15 protein-coding genes, 1 rRNA gene and 2 riboswitches are annotated in these 19,679 nt (G+C 39.8%); of the genes, 13 read left to right on the forward strand and 3 right to left on the reverse strand.

Annotation, left to right across the window (positions count from 1 at the left end; all coding sequences use genetic code 11):
* Positions 1-14: 14 nt before the first annotated feature.
* Positions 15-377: a hypothetical protein gene (locus tag IQ10_RS16085; RefSeq protein WP_144451491.1), complete on the reverse strand. Its 363-nt coding sequence runs from the start codon at positions 375-377 to the stop codon at positions 15-17.
* Positions 378-606: 229 nt separating this feature from the next.
* Between IQ10_RS16085 and IQ10_RS16090 the strand changes: the two genes are divergently transcribed.
* The 7 genes from IQ10_RS16090 (at position 607) to ymaG (ending at position 8,407) form a co-directional block, all read left to right on the forward strand.
* Entirely contained in the window at positions 607-2,238 is a 1,632-nt protein-coding gene (locus tag IQ10_RS16090) for an ATP-binding protein (RefSeq protein WP_144451492.1), read from the forward strand.
* Positions 2,239-2,249: 11 nt separating this feature from the next.
* Positions 2,250-2,948, forward strand: a complete 699-nt coding sequence (locus tag IQ10_RS16095) for a response regulator (RefSeq protein WP_144451493.1) — start codon at positions 2,250-2,252, stop codon at positions 2,946-2,948.
* 348 nt (positions 2,949-3,296) lie between these two features.
* Positions 3,297-5,006: an ABC transporter ATP-binding protein gene (locus IQ10_RS16100; RefSeq protein WP_144451494.1), complete on the forward strand. Its 1,710-nt coding sequence runs from the start codon at positions 3,297-3,299 to the stop codon at positions 5,004-5,006.
* Between the two features lie 283 nt (positions 5,007-5,289).
* Complete coding sequence (locus IQ10_RS16105; RefSeq protein ID WP_144451495.1) at positions 5,290-5,970, forward strand: futalosine hydrolase; 681 nt, start codon at positions 5,290-5,292, stop codon at positions 5,968-5,970.
* On the forward strand, positions 5,967-6,797 hold the full coding sequence (locus tag IQ10_RS16110) for a 1,4-dihydroxy-6-naphtoate synthase (protein ID WP_144451496.1): 831 nt from the start codon (positions 5,967-5,969) through the stop codon (positions 6,795-6,797). The genes IQ10_RS16105 and IQ10_RS16110 overlap by 4 nt, the downstream gene beginning before the upstream one ends.
* Before the next feature lie 113 nt (positions 6,798-6,910).
* Positions 6,911-7,732, forward strand: a complete 822-nt coding sequence (locus IQ10_RS16115; RefSeq protein WP_144451497.1) for a sulfite exporter TauE/SafE family protein — start codon at positions 6,911-6,913, stop codon at positions 7,730-7,732.
* A gap of 456 nt (positions 7,733-8,188) precedes the next feature.
* Positions 8,189-8,407, forward strand: a complete 219-nt coding sequence (ymaG, locus tag IQ10_RS16120; protein ID WP_144451498.1) for an inner spore coat protein YmaG — start codon at positions 8,189-8,191, stop codon at positions 8,405-8,407.
* A 173-nt stretch (positions 8,408-8,580) separates the two neighbouring features.
* Here the strand turns inward: ymaG and IQ10_RS16125 are convergent, their stop codons facing one another.
* The gene (locus tag IQ10_RS16125) at positions 8,581-8,673 is read right to left on the reverse strand and encodes a YjcZ family sporulation protein (protein ID WP_144451499.1); all 93 of its coding nucleotides are present in this window, start codon (positions 8,671-8,673) and stop codon (positions 8,581-8,583) included.
* Between the two features lie 287 nt (positions 8,674-8,960).
* On the opposite strand from IQ10_RS16125, the gene IQ10_RS16130 reads away from it, so the two are divergent.
* The 5 genes from IQ10_RS16130 to IQ10_RS16150 all read left to right on the forward strand — a co-directional run bounded on the left by IQ10_RS16130 (position 8,961) and on the right by IQ10_RS16150 (position 16,666).
* Positions 8,961-9,920, forward strand: coding sequence for an AAA family ATPase (locus IQ10_RS16130; protein WP_144451500.1), 960 nt, complete (start codon positions 8,961-8,963; stop codon positions 9,918-9,920).
* On the forward strand, positions 9,917-11,065 hold the full coding sequence (locus IQ10_RS16135) for a DUF58 domain-containing protein (RefSeq protein ID WP_144451501.1): 1,149 nt from the start codon (positions 9,917-9,919) through the stop codon (positions 11,063-11,065). The genes IQ10_RS16130 and IQ10_RS16135 overlap by 4 nt, the downstream gene beginning before the upstream one ends.
* An 18-nt stretch (positions 11,066-11,083) precedes the next feature.
* A complete protein-coding gene (locus IQ10_RS16140; protein WP_144451502.1) occupies positions 11,084-13,261 on the forward strand; it encodes a transglutaminase TgpA family protein in 2,178 nt (725 codons plus the stop codon).
* 41 nt (positions 13,262-13,302) lie between these two features.
* A riboswitch (purine riboswitch) is annotated at positions 13,303-13,404 on the forward strand.
* Positions 13,405-13,517: 113 nt separating this feature from the next.
* The gene (gene guaA, locus IQ10_RS16145) at positions 13,518-15,059 is read left to right on the forward strand and encodes a glutamine-hydrolyzing GMP synthase (protein ID WP_144451503.1); all 1,542 of its coding nucleotides are present in this window, start codon (positions 13,518-13,520) and stop codon (positions 15,057-15,059) included.
* A gap of 93 nt (positions 15,060-15,152) precedes the next feature.
* A riboswitch (purine riboswitch) is annotated at positions 15,153-15,254 on the forward strand.
* A 110-nt stretch (positions 15,255-15,364) separates the two neighbouring features.
* Positions 15,365-16,666 (forward strand): NCS2 family permease, encoded by a 1,302-nt coding sequence (locus IQ10_RS16150; protein ID WP_144451504.1) that lies wholly within the window; start codon positions 15,365-15,367, stop codon positions 16,664-16,666.
* A 69-nt stretch (positions 16,667-16,735) separates the two neighbouring features.
* On the opposite strand, the gene amt is transcribed toward IQ10_RS16150, so the two are convergent.
* Positions 16,736-19,042: an ammonium transporter gene (gene amt / locus IQ10_RS16155; protein ID WP_144451505.1), complete on the reverse strand. Its 2,307-nt coding sequence runs from the start codon at positions 19,040-19,042 to the stop codon at positions 16,736-16,738.
* Positions 19,043-19,590: 548 nt separating this feature from the next.
* Here amt and IQ10_RS16160 point away from each other — a divergent pair.
* A 16S ribosomal RNA gene (locus IQ10_RS16160) occupies positions 19,591-19,679 on the forward strand; the annotation flags it as partial.

Below are 19,679 nucleotides of genomic sequence, written 5' to 3' on the forward strand. Positions count from 1 at the left end.
CTCGAATGGTTTCGTTAGCCAACAAACCTCCTCACTACATCATAAGCAAGTAGCTCCTGCAAATCATCTACTAGACAACTAAAATACTCGGTCTCCTCGATTGAGCGTGGGTCATGGCCTTGTTTCTCTATATCAAGTCTTATCTGATGAATGTTCATATGAAACTGGTGGTCATAAAATGGGCATGGCTGTAAGGCTGCTTGGGAAACAGAGATAATACGTAAATCGTCATGAAAGTCCTCTTGATAAAATCGCTCAAATGGAATTTCAACACTATAGGTAAGCATTGTAGAATCTTCATTTAAGATATTTGGCAAAAGCACTAATTTTGGAGATAACATCCCATCCAATTCCTCATAAAAAATTTTTAATGCCATTGTTTCTTTTCTCCTCTCGAATCTATGCTGTCTATTATTTGATGAATGAATCTCTAGTTTATGTAAACCTAAGTACCCTAATGAAATGACGATAAACATCTCGATCTAATCGTAAAGCTTTATGGGCCATATATGAAGAGATAACATACATTTACAATTTAGAAGTCATGCCTTATGCTAATTATGATCTTAACAAATAGAGATAGTCCGTAAAAAGGAGCATCTGACTATGATTCAGTTTAATCGAATCGATACAAAAAAGCATGCTAGTAAGCCAAATGTAAAGCTTACATTGAAAATGAAAATGATCCTTTTAATTGGGCTTTTAATTATCGGAATGTTCGCTATAATGGCGGTTTTTCTGGAATCTTTTTTTTCAGAGGCTTTAGAAAATCAGGTTGGAGAAAGAGCGTTAAGTGTTGCTCAAAGTGTAGCAAATATTCCTGAGTTAAAAGCCGCTTTTGAACTAGATGATCCTGCTTCTGTCATTCAACCTCTTGTGACACCAATTCGGGAAGCTTCAGGTGCTGAGTTTATTGTTGTCGGGAATAGACAAGAAATTCGCTATGCTCATCCAGTGCCAGAACTTGTTGGAGAAAAGATGGTAGGAGAGGATAATGAGCGTGCTTTTCTATACGGGGAGTCTTACGTTTCAAGAGCAGTTGGATCACTTGGACCGTCTTTACGTGGTAAGGTACCAGTGATTTCTGATGAGGAAGATGTGATCGGTGTTGTCTCTGTCGGTTTTTTGGTTGAGGATGTTGATAGGAATATTAGTAGCTCTATTCAAGAGTTATGGTATGTATTGTTACTCATTGCTGGAATCGGAATCGTAGGGGCAATTTTGATTGCTCAATATATCAAAAAGGTGTTGTTTGGTTTAGAACCTGAAGAAATATCTTATCTATTTCTTCAAAAAGAGACGATTTTACAATCTGCCCATGAAGGGATTATCGCCGTGAACAAAAATGGTTTGATCACGTTAATGAATGCAGCTGCTGAGAGATTACTTTTTGAAGGTGAAACAAAAATCAATTATGTAGGGAAGCCTATTCAAGAATTTTTGCCTGATACTAGATTACTAGAAGTCCTAGAATCTGGGGAAAGTCAATATGATAGGGAAATGATTGTTGGGAAGCACATTGTCGTTGTCAATCGAGTTCCTATTTATTATGAGGGAACGATGATGGGGGCTGTCTCGACATTTCGTAATAAAACGGAAATGGAACATTTAACAAAAGAATTATCAAGAATAAAACAATATGCCAATGCCTTAAGAGCTCAAACACATGAGTTTACAAATAAATTATATACCATTTTAGGACTACTACAGCTAGATCAAAAACAAGAGGCAGTAGATTTTATTCGAAAAGAGAGTGACATTCAGCAAGAGTGGATTCGCTTTTTGCTTGAAAAAGTCCCTGATCCTTTGATCGGCGCTATACTATTAGGTAAATTAAACCAGGCGAACGAACTAAGAGTGTCGTTGTCAATTGATCCAGAAAGTAGTCTGACACATCAAGTATCAGGGGAAAAACGAGAAGTACTTTTAACGGTGTTAGGGAATGTCATTGAAAATGCGATAGAAGCAGTCAAAGGTCAACCAGATCGTCGGATTAAGCTATTTTTCACCGATTTAGGAGAGGACATGATTTTTGAAATTGAAGATTCAGGACCTGGCGTTTCAGAAGAGGATGAGATTCATATATTTGAGCAAGGATTTTCAACGAAGGAAGGCTCACACCGTGGCATTGGGCTAGCGTTGTCAAAGCAAATCATAGCTGATGTCGGGGGGACGATTTTTTTAGAAGACGCAGAACTTGGAGGGGCTTGTTTTATCATAACGATACCAAAGGACTAAAGGAGAGACGAATGGGTAATGTATTTCATGTTTTAATCGTGGAAGACGATTTTCGAGTTGCTGAAATCAATCGTCAATTTGTTGAGAAAATAGATGGTTTTACGGTACTAGCTATCGCTAAAACAGGAAAAGAAGCGTTAGCATACCTTGAAAATAGCGACTTACTACCAGATCTCATTTTGCTAGATGTGTATATTCCTGATGTTTTTGGCTTGGATTTATTCTGGAAAATCCGTAAAACCTATCATGATATTGATATGATTATGATAACTGCCGCTAAAGAAGTGGTAACAATTGAAGAAGCGTTGCGTGGCGGTATTTTTGATTATATTGTCAAACCCGTAGATTTTACGAGATTCGAACATACATTAAAAAGATATCGCGATCAGCGAATTCTTCTTAGCTCAAAGAGTGAAATGGAGCAAGAGGAAATTGATCTGCTAACTGGCTTAAAGGAGTTACATCCTTTAAAAACAGTGTCTAATGAAGTCGTACCAAAAGGAATTGATCGCATTACATTAGATAAGATAGAAGATATTTTAAAACAGAGTGATGGTGGTATGACAGCTGTTGAGTTAGGGGCGGAAATCGGGGTAAGTCGCTCTACTGCTAGACGTTACTTGGAATATTTGGTCTCTATTCATAAGGTAGAGGCCAATCTTAAGTATGGGGATGTCGGAAGACCTGAGCGTCGGTATGTCTACTTGTGAACAAAATGAACAAAATACTTATTAAGAGTAATAACCTGTTTATGTTTCTAATCTTTATGGATGATAAGGTTCTAGATTAGAAGCGTTTTTAAAAATTTTTGTTGTTTTTAGTACTTTTAAAATGGTAGCTCTCGTTAGGTTCGTTTCATCTAACGAGAGCTTTTTTTTCATAGAAGTTTTGCTAAAAGCTCCTACACCATGGGGCATTGAAATAAACGGATCCCTCGTTTATAATTGATTATCATTATCAACATACAAGATTTCAGAAAAACAAAAAGTGGTATGGGTACGACATGTGTGTTCTTGTATCCTCTCAATCTCTTTTTGCAAGAAGAAGGAGTGGATTTATTGTTAGCACGTTTTTTCTCTTATTATAAGCCTTATAAATTTTTATTTATTCTTGATTTCTCTTGTGCAGTCTTAGTTGGGTTGCTTGAGTTAGCGTTTCCGCTAGCTGTGAATCAAGTCATTGATCGTCTGCTGCCTGAAGGGAATTGGTCAATTATTTTGTGGGCTTGTGTAGGTTTATTGTTGATTTATTTATTAAATACAGGCTTGCATTATGTCGTCACATACTGGGGTCATATGCTTGGCATTAATATCGAAACGGATATGCGACGAAAGCTATTTGAGCATATGCAAAAGCTCTCCTTTGGCTACTATGATAATAATAAAACGGGGCATTCAATCTCTCGACTGACAAAAGATTTAGAGGAAATTGGTGAGGTGGCTCATCACGGTCCAGAGGATTTATTTGTTGCGGTGATGACGTTAGTTGGAGCGTTTGGAATTATGCTGACAATTAACTGGGAGCTAGCAATTATTTCTTTTTTTGTTATTCCCTTGTTAACGTGTTTGGCGATCTATTTCAATAAAAAAATGGTTCAAACGTTTCGAAAGATGTTCACTGCTGTAGCCGATATCAATGCACGAGTTGAAGATAGCATTGGTGGTATTCGTGTTGTCCAAGCATTTGCAAATGAAAAGCATGAACAAGACCAATTTGCGGTGAACAATAAAGAATATCGTCAAACGAAATTACAGTCTTACAAAATCATGGCGCAAAATATAACAGCCAATTATCTCTTCATGCGCCTTGTTACTCTTTTTACGCTTTTATTCGGTACGTGGTTTGTGATTCAAGGAGAGTTAACGTACGGAGAATTTGTCGCGTTTATTCTTCTCGCAAATATTCTACTAGGACCGATCCAAAAAATTAATGCCGTCATTGAGAGCTATCCAAAAGGAATTGCTGGATTTAAACGGTATGTTGAAGTTCTTGATACAGCTCCTGATATTGCTGATTCACCTGATGCTTTAGATGTGGAAGTAAAGGGTGACATCACATACAACAATGTTTCTTTTGGCTATGCTGGTCAAGAACGAGTGTTGAATCACATTGATTTATCGATTCGAGCAGGAGAAACAATTGCCTTTGTTGGGCCATCAGGTGCTGGAAAAACAACGCTTTGTAGTTTATTGCCTCGTTTCTATGAAAGGGAAGAAGGGACGATTAAGATTGATGGTGTCGATATTCGAGACATTACGCTTGAATCGTTACGAAGTCAGATTGGAATTGTGCAACAAGATGTTTTTCTTTTTTCAGGAACGATCCGAGAAAACATTGCTTATGGTAAGCTAGATGCGACAGATGAAGAAATCATTGAGGCTGCTAGTAAAGCGCAGCTAGATGAATTCATTCGCTCGCAACCCGATGGACTTGAGACAGTCATTGGGGAAAGAGGCGTGAAGTTATCTGGTGGCCAAAAGCAGAGACTCGCAATCGCGCGTATGTTCTTAAAAAATCCACCAATTTTAATCCTTGATGAGGCCACATCTGCACTGGATACAGAAACAGAAGTAGCGATTCAAAAAGCACTAGCTGAATTGTCAAAAGGACGGACAACCCTAGTCATTGCTCACCGTTTAGCAACGATTAAGAATGCAGATCGAATTATGGTTGTGACAAAGCAAGGTATTGCCGAACAAGGTAAACATGAAGAGCTAATGAAGGAAGAAGGAATTTATAGCCGCTTGCATCATGCGCAGTTTGGATGAAAATATACAGCTATAACAGCATCGCTTTCTTCTATTTGTGAAGAAAGCGATGCTGTTTTTTCTTAGCTTTTTAGTGTCATCTTTAACGAATAGAATATAGAATTTTTTTATTTAAAGTTGGCCAAATGAACATTCTGCTAATCGTATAAAGCTACCATAAGTTATTCAGCTCAACCTAGTTAGTTGATACTAGCCAAGTATACTCTAATTAGCTTACACTAAATCATGTAAAGTCAACTTTGATATGAACACAAGTGGTGAACAGTTAAAGGAGAGTATATAAATGGATCATGATTTACATAAAAATGTGTCAAATATAGATTTTCGCGTCCTTATTATGACCTCTGTATCTGCTGAGAGGGACGCTGTACTGCGAGGGCTTGGCGAGGCTAGTGTTTTTGATGTTGTCGTTGCAGGTGTTGGTTCTGCTGTTGCTGCTGCAAGTACGGCGGTTGCACTTAGTTCAAGGAAGTACCACCTTGTGATAAACGCGGGTATTGCTGGTGGTTTTGTAGGAAAAGCTGAGGTTGAATCGATTGTCGTAGCAAGTGAGATTGTTGCGGCTGATTTAGGGACGGAATCAGCGGATGGATTCATAAGCTTGGACGAGCTTAATTTAGGATCATCTCGTATTAAAGTGGAGGAAGATCTAGTGACTAATGTTATGAATGGCCTAGAAAAAGCGGGATTATCTGCATATACAGGTCCGATTCTCACTCTATCAACAGTCACTGGAACGACTGAAAGTGCTAAAATGTTAGCAGAACGTGTCGAAGGGGCTACTGCTGAGGGGATGGAAGGATACGGTGTTGCGGTTGCTGCTCGGCAATTCGGTGTCCCTGTTATGGAAATACGTGCGATCTCAAATATGGTTGGCCCACGTGATCGGGATGCGTGGCGAATAAAAGAGGCACTAGCTGCATTAGAAAAGGCTAGTTCCGTATTAGTGGAGGTTCTAAGATGAATATTGCTTTTTCTCCTTGTCCAAATGATACCTTTGTTTTCCATGCTTGGGTGCATGGTCTTATCGAAGGCGCACCGAATCTAAATGTGACATATGCAGATATTGATATTACAAATAAGCTAGCAGCTGAAGGCAAAGGACCTGAAGTGCTGAAAATCTCTTACGGAGCGCTGCCCTGGGTATTGTCTGAGTATGCGTTAGTACCGTGTGGTGGTGCACTTGGTAGAGGCTGTGGTCCACTCGTGTTAACAAAAGAAAAAACGAACGATCCAACAGCAATTGCAGGTCGAAGAGTGGCTGTGCCTAGTGAGAGATCAACGGCATATTTGCTATTTAGACTTTGGGCAGCGCAAAATGTGCCTGGTGGAGTTGGTGAAATTGTCGTAATGCCATTTCACGAAATTATGCCCGCTGTTCGTGACGGGAAAATTGATGCTGGTCTGGTCATTCATGAAGCGCGCTTTACGTATCCTTCCTATGACTTGAACTTGATGACGGACCTTGGCAGTTGGTGGGAAGAAGATACGAATTTACCGATTCCTTTAGGAGCCATTATTGCGCATAGATCTCTAGATAAAAATGAGATTGCGAAGTGGGCACGGGCATCAGTTGAGTATGCTTGGGCGAACCCAAGAATCTCTAGCGATTATGTAATGGAGCATGCCCAAGAACTATCTCCAGAAGTGGCAAAGTCACATATTGACCTGTATGTGAATGAGTTCACGGCTAACCTAGGAGAAGACGGGTATGCAGCTGTTGAGGCATTGCTTGGACGAGCGGCAAAGGAAGGGCTAGTGCCAGAATTTGATTTTGCGGCATTGCGTTGATGTAAGTAGGCGTTTTTAAATATAAGAATGAGATAAAAGCTCGAGAAAGTCGATTTTGTTCGATAGTCGCGGGCTTTTTCTTTCATAAGAGATGAAGAGAGAGGAGAGATGAAATGTTCATTTTGATCTATATTCTTGTCGGTTTACTTGCAGGAATACTTGCGAGTCTTGTCGGTATTGGTGGAGGAATTGTAATTGTCCCAGTACTCCTATATATTGGAGCAGCGTTTGCTGGACTAATTGAAATAAGTCCGCAAACTGCAGTAGGAACCTCAATGGTCGTTGTGTTATTCACGGGATTGTCTTCCACTCTAGCTTATATGAAGCAACAGAAAATTGATTATAAAAGTGCATTGTTGTTTTTTTCAGGAAGTGGGCTAGGAGCTATTGTAGGAGCTTATGTGGTGATGGGACTAGAACTCGCTCCTTTTTCAATCGGATTCGGTCTTTTGATTATCATGATTTCTTTTTTACTTATGGTTCGACACAAACTTAAACCGATTTCATTAAAGAAGACAGTCGTTCGATCGGCTCTTGATGAATATGGAAATGAGATTTCTTACGGTTATCGTATGAGTGTGGCATGGCCAATTTCTTTTATCGTTGGCTTGCTATCTGGTATGTTTGGGATTGGTGGAGGCGCCATGATGGTACCCGTAATGATCATTTTATTTGGTTTTCCAGCACACATTGCTGTCGCAACATCCATGCTAATGATTTTTCTTTCATCAATCACTGGTTCGATTACACACTTAGCCTTAGGGAATGTTGAGTGGCTCATTGCACTTTGGCTGACAGCAGGTGCTTGGTTTGGTGCGAAGTTCGGTGCTTATTTAAATAATAGAATGAAAAGTGAACTCGTTGTTCTTTGCTTGCGCATTGTTTTGCTTGTTATTGGTGCTAAGCTTGTTTGGGATGGAGTGTTGGCGGTTTGATAGGAGTTATTTAGTGTATGAAGAAAGCTACGTATGTATAGTTAAAGAAAATACAATTTGGTGATTATCTTGAGAACTAAGCAAACAAGAAATGAGACAGTGTTTCCCCAACCGAATTTTCTATTTAATAGATCAGAAGCATGAAAGGATCAATATTTTGAGTGATTTTAAGCAAGGAGTTCCCAAAAGCTTTTATCACTTCGAGAAATATTGTTTAAACGTTTGAGGGTATAGTACTATCTAATGTAAGTTATGTATACAACCCTTTTTTGCCGAGGGTTTAACCAGAACATAGGATGTATTTAAATTTCAAAACCACCACGAATCCCTCTTTCATCTCGAAGCGTAGAACCAAAACATTGAATATATTAATAGGCTAACAACCCAATCTAATCACCCACCCATGTCCCTTCGCATAAGGTAAATAGACTAGAAAAATAGGGAGGGACACTAAAAATGTATGAAACGGATGATCAAGTAAGACAATTCGGATTCGGTAGAAGACCTTATGGTGGCTGGGGGTACGGTAGAAGACCTTATTATGGATACGGGTTTGGTGCTGGACCATTTCTTGGTGGTTTTCTTGGAGGGTTAGCAGGAAGTGCATTGTATCCTTATGGTGGATATGGCTATTATCCATATTACCCTTACTACTCTTACTATCCATATTACTAAAAAATAATAGAAAAAGAAGCCTTTCGATGTAAAATATCGAGAGGTTTCTTTTTTTGTTACGGCTTAAATGTTTTAATTTTATTTTTTGTAGAACTATTCAAATGAAACATGAAAAAGCACCCTCTTTATAGGTGCTCTTCAATGATAGTTAACTCTCATTCTAACTAAGGTGTTTAGCAGCAGTAAGAAGCACCAATGATAACTAGTAGAATGAAGAGAACGACAAGTAAAGCAAAGCCGCTATGGAAACCGCCTGGACCGCTCATTCTGGCACCACCTTTCAATAAGGATAGTACAGAATATGCAGATGAATTTAAACGGACTGGGCAAAAGCGGAAAGAAGAAAACTTATTTTAAAGAGGCTTACATAAAATCGGGAAATTTTCTTTTTAATATGGGGATCAGAAATAAGGTTTGTTTATGTGGAAATGAGGAAATGTGAAATGAAGTGTGCCATTTACAATACCGAATTAGTAATGCAAATATAACGCAATTTTTAAGTGTGGGATGATATGATGGAAATAGATTGGTTGATGAGATTGGAGGCAGTTAGATGGAAGTGGCGATTGAGCGAGTGGAGAGAGTAATAGAAAATATTGAGCAAGTTGTCGTCGGTAAGAGGAAAGAGGTTGAGCTTAGTCTCGTGGCTCTTTTTGCAGGGGGGCATGTTTTACTTGAGGATGTTCCAGGTGTTGGAAAGACAATGATGGTCAAGGCTATAGCGCGTTCTTTAGGTGCTGAGTTCAAGCGTATACAATTTACACCTGATCTTCTTCCTTCAGATGTGACAGGTGTGTCGATATACAATCAACATTCACAGCAGTTCGAATTTCGTCCAGGTCCGATTATGGCTAATATTGTTCTTGCTGATGAAATTAACCGTACGTCGCCAAAGACGCAGTCTGCTTTGCTTGAATCGTTAGAAGAGGGTAGTGTGACAGTTGATGGTGAGACACTTCAGCTTGGTAAGCCTTTTTTTGTCATGGCTACGCAAAATCCAGTTGAGTATGTAGGAACGTTTCCATTGCCTGAAGCGCAGTTAGATCGTTTTTTGATCAAGCTGCAACTTGGTTATCCGAGTGCACAGGAGGAGTTAGAGGTATTAAACCGCCTTCAACATCATCATCCGCTTGAAGCATTAGAGTCTGTCATGACAAGAGAAGAGGTTACGGATATTCAAAAGGAAGTTACAAACGTTCTTGTTAGTGATGAGGTGAAAGGATATATGGTTGATCTTGTACACGCAACGAGAACGCACCGCTCTGTTGAGTTAGGTGTCAGTCCGCGTGGAACGATTGCGTTAATGAAAGTGTCACAAGCATATGCATTTATGAAAGGCAGAGACTATGTCATTCCAGACGATGTGAAGTTTCTAGCACCTTATGTTCTGTCTCATCGCATGATGTTGATGGCTGAAAGTAAAATGTCTGATCAATATGCAGAGCAAGTCATCACTAGTATTCTTCAAGAAGTTCCAATCCCAGTAAATCAAAGAAGGCTTGCAAGGTCGTGAAAGGAACATTTTTAAACGTCATTCGTCCGTTTTTTAAATATCTATTTATTCTAATTTTATTAGGATCTGTTTTTTCTTATGCGATGTTTCAAGGTGGATTTGTGAGTTGGTTTCTCTTTTATAGTGTCACGACTGTACTTTTATATACGGTTGTCGTTGCCATCCTTCCTTTTAAAGTGAGAGGGATTGAGAGGATACTTAGCAAAGAAACTGTTCATTCGGGGGAAGATGTCGATGTGACGGTCATTATTCATAAGCGAAGGTTTCAGCCGTTCTTTTTTGTACGCATTCAAGATGCAGCTCCTGAGCTCTTAAGACGGGTGGAGTCTAGTGCGCTTTTTTTCTTTTCGTTTCAACGTCAGCTCGTGTTTTCATATACAATTCCAGAGGTGAGGCGAGGAGCTCATTCCTTTGGTAATGTAACGCTTGTGATTGGTGATTTATTTGGATTGTTTGAACGTAGGGTGACGCAAAAATGCGAGACGACCGTCCTCGTTTATCCACGGGTTCGTAAGCTAAAGGCTGTTCCCTCAAGTGGGAGTCCAAGACAGTTAGAAGGAATTCGTGCAAGTCAGTCCTATCAAGAAGATCGTTCTCTTGCGGGTGTGCGTCAGTATGTACCGGGGGATCGGCTCACGAGTATTGATTGGAAGCAATCGGCTCGTTTGACTAACTTGATGACAAAGGAATTTGAATCGTTTCAAGGTGAAGGGGTTCTGATTGCGTTTGATTCATTTTTATCTAAATCGTCAAAGGAATCGTTTGAGCATGCAGTGGAATTAACAGCTTCATTGATGACGGAGTTTGCTAAAGGGCAGAGTACTTTGCGTTTAGCTGTCCGCTCACAAGACTTTGTCTCTTTTGATGTCAGAGGGAAATCGTTGGCTGCTGGTTTGAAGCTGCTGGCTCAAGTCGAGCCGAATTCGAAGCCTTTGCCAACAATTCACCGTATTTACCGTGAGTGGCAAGGGATGCATGTCTATTTTGTTTGTGCAGAGTTAGACAAGCAGACGGTTCTTGCATGTAAGACAATCTTAGAACAAAAGGGCTTTGTTTCTATTTGTATGGTGTCTAATGCTGATCCTGTTATGGTGAATGAACTTGAAAAGATGGGTATTACCGTCTATGTATTAGAAAATGAGTAAAAGAAGGGAGGGGGATGTGTGATTACAGGAAAAAAACAATTGGAAATAGGAAGGGATATCCTTCTATATGGTCTAAGTTTCTTGCTTTTGCTTGAATGGCTCCTTCCGCTCCCGCACATTACAGATACAGGTTTTATTCACATTTTTGTGTTGTTGACGGCTGTTTTTTTCTTTGTGACGTTTTTACAATTGCCTGTTGTGATTTCGCTCTTAATTAAGACGATTTCGATTGGATATGGGGTGTATTTAGTCTTCTTTGGCGGACCTTTTTTTTCGCTTGAATGGGTGAGCTATTTTTTGATGGATGTGCGAGAAAATGTGAATGTGATGATCAATGGAGAGTGGTACGCGCTATCGGATATGTTTCGTAGCTTCCTCTTTTTAATCTTACTGGCGATTATGAGCTATCTATTATTCTATTGGACTGTTCATGCTAGGAGAATCTTATTCTTTCTTATTTTTACGGTGATCTATGTTGCCATCATTGATACATTTACGGTTTATGATGCGACTATTGCCATTATCCGTACATTTGTGATCGGATTTCTTTTGCTCGGTCTTGTAACCATTTATCGAATGATTGAGACGGAAAAAGTAGCTTCTGCACCGAAGTTTCTACCAGCAAGGCTTGCGATGTTGCTTGTTGTAATGATCGTGACAGGAGGTATTTTTGGTTTTCTTTCGCCGAAGCTCGATCCGCAGTGGGATGATCCTGTTCCGTTTGTACGTGCAGCTGTTGGTATTGACGGGGCTGAAGGTGGAGAAGGTCCGCAAAGAATTGGATACGGTGATAATGATGAAGAGCTAGGTGGAGGCTTTGTTGATGATAATACGCCTGTCTTCTATGCGGCTGCAACTAGATCGCATTATTGGCGCGGTGAAACGAAGGATTTTTATACGGGACGAGGATGGGAGACGACCACACCTCCGTTAGAAAGCACTTCGCCATTCGATGGTGAGCTTGATGCTAATACTGTAGAAATCGAAGAACTAGAGGCTGAGGTAGCCATCGCTGAAGAGGCGAATCGAGGGTATAATCATCTTTTTTATCCAGGTGAACTCATCACGCGTTCTAGCATTATGGATGTCACGTTATTTCTTGATGCTTACACGGAAAAAGCGAGGACATTCATTGGTAATAATCCAGTCGAGCTGTCCCATTATCGTTATGAGTATGGGTTTCCTACCTATCATATAGAAGGTCTCAGGTCATCAAGTGAAAATGATCCTACAGACATTTTTGATTACTACACGCAGTTACCTAATGATTTGCCTGATCGTGTGGGAGAACTAGCAGAGGAATTGGTGGCTGAAGAAGATAATCGATATGATCGTGCCAAAGCGATTGAGAATTATTTATCTGGTCCAACTTTTCGTTACGAGACAGAGGATGTTGCTGTACCTGGTGAGGGCGAAGATTATGTCGATCAATTTTTATTTGAGACACTTCGAGGATATTGTGACAATTTCTCGACTTCAATGGTTGTTCTGCTTCGTTCGTTAGATATTCCTGCGCGCTGGGTAAAAGGATTTACACAAGGTGAGCAAATCAATTCTCTTGAGGATGGACGCGATGTGTATCAAGTGACGAACGGAAATGCTCATTCTTGGGTAGAGGTGTATTTCCCTGAAGTAGGTTGGGTTCCATTTGAACCAACTAGTGGCTTTACTTCAGCATATGAGTTTATTGAGCCTGATGAAGACCCAAATGATCATGTAGAAACAGAGGAAGAACAAGCTGAAGAAGATGTTGATGTAGAAGATGTATTTGCCAACTCAGAAGATGAAGAGGAGCAATTAGAAACTGGTATGGCATCAGGTAGCTGGACCATTCGTGGTGGCTCTTGGTTGTTGGGAATTTTATTTGTTGGTAGTGTGCTATTCCTGTTGTTCAAAAATAAGAAGGTTGTTACGTTTTACACGTTGCAACGATTTAGAAGGAAACAGGATGAAAAAACCTTTATTCCTGCTTATGAACGCTTACTCTGGCTATTAGAATATGTTGGCTATCGTCGGATGGATGGCGAGACGCTTAGAGAATATGCAGAGCGGATCGACCAACACTTTGAATCAAAGGAAATGCGATTGCTAACAGCAGAGTATGAACGTGTCATGTACGGGGGAAAACCGCAAGATAATAGTTGGACAGTGCAAAAGCCTAATTGGGAAGCGTTTACCCGCAAAATCCAATCTTGACCGACTTAGGGGTCACTGATAAAATGAATCAGTGCTTAAAAAGTGTATAACGAAATAACCTTCGTATATCCTTAGGAATAAGGCCTAAGAGTCTCTACCGGATTACCATAAATAATCTGACTATGAAGGCAGGATAAATAAGTTAGAATTCTGCCTTTGTATGTTGAAATTGGACAAATAGGTGAATTCTAGCTTTTTTTATTTTCTTTATTTGATCGGTGTGTGTAATTGAATTTAGATAAAAGGGTGTGGAAACATGAGTGAATTAAATCAAGAAATGATTGTTGTCCTTGATTTCGGTGGTCAATACAATCAGTTGATTACGAGACGTATTCGTGACTTGGGTGTGTACAGTGAATTGCATTCAAACAAGCTAACGGCAGAAGAAATCAAAGCCATGAATCCTAAAGGCATCATTTTCTCAGGTGGTCCAAATAGTGCGTATGTGGAAGGTGCACCTCAATGTGACCCTGCGATCTTTGACTTAGGGGTTCCTATTCTTGGTATCTGCTACGGAATGCAGTTAATGACACATCATTTTGGTGGGAAAGTTGAGGCGGCTAATCACCGTGAATACGGAAAAGCTCGCATCACAATTGAAAATCAATCGAAAATATTCCAAGGTTTGCCAATTGAGCAAACAGCTTGGATGAGTCATGGTGATTTAATTGTTGCTCCTCCAGAAGGATTTGTCGTTGATGCGCACAATCCATCTTGTCCAGTGGCTGCCATGAGTGATGAAAGCCGTCACTTTTATGGTGTCCAGTTCCATCCAGAAGTGCGTCACTCAGAATTTGGTAATGACATGTTAAAGAACTTCACATTTGAAGTGTGCCAATGCACTGGTGAATGGTCAATGGAGAACTTCATTGAACTTGAAATCGAGAAAATTCGCGAGCAAGTTGGCGACAAACAAGTTCTTTGTGCATTAAGTGGTGGGGTTGATTCTTCTGTTGTTGCTGTTTTGATCCACAAGGCGATTGGAGATCAACTTACTTGTATGTTTATCGACCATGGCCTTCTTCGTAAAGGTGAAGCAGAAGGTGTTATGGATATGTTCAGTGAAGGTTTTAACATGAATGTTATTAAAATTGATGCTCAAGAACGCTTCCTCAGTAAGTTGAAGGGAGTATCTGACCCAGAACAAAAACGTAAAATTATCGGTAATGAATTTATTTACGTTTTTGAAGAAGAAGCAGGTAAGTTAAAAGATATGGACTTCCTTGCGCAAGGAACACTTTACACTGATATCATCGAAAGTGGAACAGATACAGCACAAACGATCAAGTCTCACCATAACGTAGGTGGACTTCCTGAGGATATGAAGTTTGAACTAATCGAACCCCTTAAAGCTTTGTTTAAAGATGAGGTACGTAAGCTTGGTACTGAGCTTGGAATGAGCGATGAAGTGGTTTGGCGTCAACCGTTCCCGGGACCAGGTCTTGGTATCCGTGTCCTTGGTGAAATCACTGATGAAAAGCTTGAAATTGTTCGTGAATCGGATGCGATCCTTCGTGAAGAAATTAAAAAAGCAGGTCTTGACCGCGAAATTTGGCAGTATTTCACGGCGCTTCCTAATATGAGAAGTGTTGGTGTGATGGGCGATGCTCGTACGTATGATTACACAGTTGGTATTCGCGCGGTTACTTCGATTGACGGGATGACGTCAGATTGGGCACGTATTCCTTGGGATGTTCTTGAACTGATTTCAACTCGAATTGTTAATGAAGTAAAGCATGTCAACCGTGTAGTTTATGACGTGACATCTAAGCCACCAGCAACAATTGAGTGGGAATAAACGAGTTTTATTTTAAGGTTTTAAACTTTTTGACTAACAGAATATCGAGATGCTGGCGATGCATTGGAGAATAGAAATTGCTCTTTTTTCTTTGCATTCGTCTAGCGTATTCTTCGTATAATGGCAGAGATAAGGTCTGCGAGTTTCTACCAAGCTACCGTAAATGGCTTGACTACGAGAAATCAAGGTGTTCCCTTTATGGTGGAATAGATGAAGATTTTTTGTTAGTTAAGCTTCCAATGGTTAAATATTGGAAGCTTTTTTTAGGTATATTACGAATAAGTCAAAAAGTAGGAGTGAACAAAATGGATCGTTATTTTGGTTTTAAAGAACAGGGGACGACGTATAAAAGAGAGGCAGTTGCTGGTTTAACGACGTTCTTATCAATGGCATATATTTTATTTGTCAATCCGCTTATCCTTGGAGATGCGGGAATGGATTTAGGGGCAGTATTTACGGCAACAGCACTAGCCGCTGCAATTGGTACACTTATTATGGGTGTAGTAGCTAATTATCCGATTGCTCTAGCACCAGGCATGGGATTAAATGCCTTCTTTGCTTATTCTGTTGTTCTAGGACTCGGGATTGATTGGCAAGTTGCTTTATTTGGCGTCTTTATGTCAGGTATTATCTTTATTTTTATTACTTTATTTGGTATTCGTGAATTAATTATTAATGCGATTCCTGCAGAGCTGAAGTATGCGGCTGCTGCTGGTATTGGTCTGTTTATTGCTTTTATCGGATTAAAAAATGCGGGTATTGTTATACCGGATGAAGCAACTGCTGTATCACTTGGTCATGTTTTAGAAGGCCCAACTTTACTTGCTATTTTCGGGCTTGTCATAACGGTCATATTCATGGTCCGTGGCTATAAAGGCGGGATTTTCTACGGGATGGTTGCCACGTCGATTGCTGGTATTGCGACGGGTATTATTGGTGTGCCAGATGCTATTGTTGGCTCGGTTCCAAGTCTTGCGCCGACATTTGGGCAAGCATTTGCGATTGATTGGTCATCGGTGTTTACTGTTCAATTACTCGTTGTCATTTTAACATTCTTATTTGTTGATTTCTTTGATACAGCTGGAACGCTTTATGCGGTAGCGAATCAAGCGGGCTTTGTGAAAGATAACAAGCTACCACGCGCAGGTAAAGCGTTGCTTGCTGACTCAAGTGCGACATCAATTGGAGCCATTCTTGGTACGTCAACGACCACGTCTTATATTGAATCTTCATCAGGGGTAGCTGCTGGAGGACGGACTGGTTTTACGTCAGTCGTTACAGCATTCTTGTTTTTGATAGCATTGTTCTTTTCGCCGCTTTTAGCAGTCGTAACAGCAGAAGTAACGGCTCCAGCTTTAATTATCGTTGGTGTCTTAATGGCTTCTTCGCTCGGGTTGATTGATTGGAAGAAGTTTGAAATTGCAGTACCTGCTTTCTTGACAGTGGTGACAATGCCGCTAACATATAGCATTGCTACTGGTATTGCGATTGGTTTTATTATGTATCCAATTACAATGTTATTTAAAGGGAAAGGGAAAGAAGTTCATCCGATTATGTATGTTCTATTCTTTGTTTTCCTTGCTTACTTTATCTTCTTATCAGAGTAGGATAAAACATATAAACAAGGTCGGCTCATATGCGAGTCGGCCTTGTTTTCTTTTATTGAGGATCATGCATTATCCATTAGTAAGTGTGATTGTGGGCTTGGTTGTGAATTGCTCAACGCTTTTCCGTAATCCTTTGCTTTGTTTTTTCATTTCAATTGAGTTTTCTCGAATGGAGCCTGATAATGAATTGGTTTCTTCGGTAATAAAGTGCATCTTGTCTATCATGTTAACGAGTTCTTCCATGTCTTCTTGCTGGCGTATTCGATTTTCACCCATTTGCGAGGTTTCTTTGCTGATTTTATTCAATTTATTAATAAAGGAATTTGTTTCTTTATTAACGGCTAAGATACTGTCATCGATTGTTGTAAAACGATTTGGTAGTGTTTCGAGTTGTTGATGTAATAAGCTGAATTTTTCCATAAACGATTTGAGTTGAGTTTGTCCTGAGTCGATAATCGTTGCATTATCTTTTAAAATCGTTGAAATTTGCTGAGTTGCTTCTTGTGATTGATCAGCGAGTTTACGTATTTGATCTGCTACGACAGAAAATCCTTTTCCGTGTTCGCCAGCTCTAGCGGCTTCAATTCGGGCATTTAACGATAAAAGATTGATTTTCCCAGTGATGGATGTGATTGATGTAATGATGTCTTTGATTTTGCTAGAGAACTGTGAAATCTGAACCATATGATTACTCATTTCATTAACTGATTCACTTGTTTCGGCTGTTGACATTGTTACGTCCTTCATGGATGATGACATTTCTTTGATCTCTCGTTGAATCCAATCGAATTTACTTCCTAGTTGCTCCATTGTGCTAAAGGACTCTCGAATCGTTGCAAGCACTTGTTCATCGGTAACGAGTTCGTCTGCTAATTGATTCTTTGTGGCTTGAAAATAATCCTGAGACTTATCTAAGTAATCTTTTTGCTTTTCGGAACTATTTTCTAGTTTTTCCGTTAGATCAATTAATTGATTAGACGTTCTGAAAACAAAGGTTGATTCTGTTTTCACTTGTTCAATTAACCCGTTTAGACGATGTAGTAATGTATTAAAGGCGTGGTGAAGCTCAGCTGTGTCTTCTCCTGGCTCAACTGGTAAGGTTTTTGTTAAGTCACCTTTTGCGGTGGCTATTTCTTGCATGGCAACAATTGAATCGACCATCGCAATGCGTTCGCCGTGTTCCGATACATTGAGACCAGCGGTTTCATCTTCTGGGCTCACACGAAGTGGATGTATTTTGTTAACGGCCCAATACAAAATAAAGCCAAGACCGAAAGCCCATATGAATGCAACGATGACACCTAAGCTTTGAATACCGATTTGTAAGAGTCGGCTGTCAGCTGCTAGCAGTTCTGCATTACCAAAAAGGCCTACAGCAATGGTTCCCCAAGCTCCTGCAACACCATGCACAGCTATAGCGCCAATGGCATCATCGATTCGTAGTTTTCGATCAATGAAATAATGAGATAAGACAACAATAGCTCCACCCAGAGCACCGATTATCAATGAGTTGGTTGGTGACATCACATTAGCCCCTGCTGTAATGGCGACAAGACCACCCAATACGCCATTTAATATGCTTTCAACATGTGGACGTTTATATAGAAACCATGAAACAATAAGTGCGAGGAAGCCTCCAGCTACAGCGGAAAGTTGTGTATTAAGAGCAATAAGGGCAATATTTGTATCAGCGAACGTAGTGGAACCAGCATTAAAGCCAAACCATCCAAACCAAAGTAGAAATACACCGAGAGTAGCTAGCACAGCATTGCTACCAGTGAAGGAGTGAACGTTGCCATCATCAGTATATTTTCCGATCCGAGGACCGATAACGATAGCTGCAGCTAAAGCAACCCATGCACCAACAGAGTGAACGACAGTCGAACCGGCAAAATCCATAAAACCGAGTGCTTCAAGCCATCCTTCTTGTCCTTCGATCCACAAACTCCCCCATGCCCAGTGTCCGAACAGAGGATAAATAATTAACACAATCAAGATTGTTCCAATGATATACCCTGAAAATTTAACACGCTCAGCTATAGTCCCTGATACAATGGTTGCGGCAGTTCCAGCAAAAACAATTTGAAAAAGAAGCAATGCCCAGATCCAAGGATCGTCTTCCATACCTTTGAAGAAAAAAGAACTAAAACCAATAAGACCAGATATACTTTCTCCAAACATGAGAGGGAATCCAATAAGGCTAAAGAGAATGGTAGCAATTAATATATCAACAATGTTCTTCATTGCTACGTTAATGGAATTTTTCGATCTAGTCATGCCAGCTTCTAATGCAGTAAAACCAGCCTGCATAATTAGTACGAGTATGCTTGCTAAAATAACCCAAACAAAATTTAAGTGTAGTTGCAGATCTTCCATATCTCTCACCTCAAAATTGAAAAATTTTAACTATTTTAGGATTCAATTTATCATCTCGTGGGTAAAAAGACTTGTACATTGTTACATAATGCGACAATGATTTTAGAAAATCTTACAATGATGAAGGAGATTTAAAAGTATTTAAGTATTAGAAGTATACTGGTTATCAGTTAATATAGTTGAATGATGTCGGTTTATTGGTGCAAGGTGATGATATCTTCTAAAAAATCTATTGACTGTTTATCTAACTGGTGGTATATTTAATCTCGTTGTCAGAAACGAGCTGTTAAGTCATTAAAAAAGATTTAAAAAAAGTTATTGACTTTAACAACGTTAATTGATAAGATATTAAAGTCGCCAACAAGCGATACCGAGTTCTTTGAAAACTGAACAAAAGCCAAGCGAAATAGAGATACATGATATCTCGTCAATTATTAAGAAGTATCGTTAGCGATACATTTTGAGCTAATGGATTTTTCAAAAGGTGACCGACTAAGTTCGCAACGTCCTGTTGCAACGTCGGCATTAGCACATCTGTGTGCGTCACTTTTATGGAGAGTTTGATCCTGGCTCAGGACGAACGCTGGCGGCGTGCCTAATACATGCAAGTCGAGCGGATCAAAGGGAGCTTGCTCCC

The organism is Halalkalibacter nanhaiisediminis, from assembly GCF_007830185.1.
In the GTDB taxonomy this organism is placed as follows: Bacteria; Bacillota; Bacilli; order Bacillales; family Bacillaceae_D; genus Halalkalibacter; species Halalkalibacter nanhaiisediminis.

Excerpts from the sequence above, each read along its gene's own strand:
- IQ10_RS16085 (WP_144451491.1), bottom strand. The coding sequence starts at position 377 with ATGGCATTAAAAATTTTTTATGAGGAATTGGATGGGATGTTATCTCCA.
- IQ10_RS16090 (WP_144451492.1), top strand. The coding sequence starts at position 607 with ATGATTCAGTTTAATCGAATCGATACAAAAAAGCATGCTAGTAAGCCA.
- IQ10_RS16095 (WP_144451493.1), top strand. The coding sequence starts at position 2,250 with ATGGGTAATGTATTTCATGTTTTAATCGTGGAAGACGATTTTCGAGTT.
- IQ10_RS16105 (WP_144451495.1), top strand. The coding sequence starts at position 5,290 with ATGGATCATGATTTACATAAAAATGTGTCAAATATAGATTTTCGCGTC.
- IQ10_RS16110 (WP_144451496.1), top strand. The coding sequence starts at position 5,967 with ATGAATATTGCTTTTTCTCCTTGTCCAAATGATACCTTTGTTTTCCAT.
- IQ10_RS16115 (WP_144451497.1), top strand. The coding sequence starts at position 6,911 with ATGTTCATTTTGATCTATATTCTTGTCGGTTTACTTGCAGGAATACTT.
- ymaG (WP_144451498.1), top strand. The coding sequence starts at position 8,189 with ATGTATGAAACGGATGATCAAGTAAGACAATTCGGATTCGGTAGAAGA.
- IQ10_RS16125 (WP_144451499.1), bottom strand. The coding sequence starts at position 8,673 with ATGAGCGGTCCAGGCGGTTTCCATAGCGGCTTTGCTTTACTTGTCGTT.
- IQ10_RS16130 (WP_144451500.1), top strand. The coding sequence starts at position 8,961 with ATGGAAGTGGCGATTGAGCGAGTGGAGAGAGTAATAGAAAATATTGAG.
- guaA (WP_144451503.1), top strand. The coding sequence starts at position 13,518 with ATGAGTGAATTAAATCAAGAAATGATTGTTGTCCTTGATTTCGGTGGT.
- IQ10_RS16150 (WP_144451504.1), top strand. The coding sequence starts at position 15,365 with ATGGATCGTTATTTTGGTTTTAAAGAACAGGGGACGACGTATAAAAGA.
- amt (WP_144451505.1), bottom strand. The coding sequence starts at position 19,042 with ATGGAAGATCTGCAACTACACTTAAATTTTGTTTGGGTTATTTTAGCA.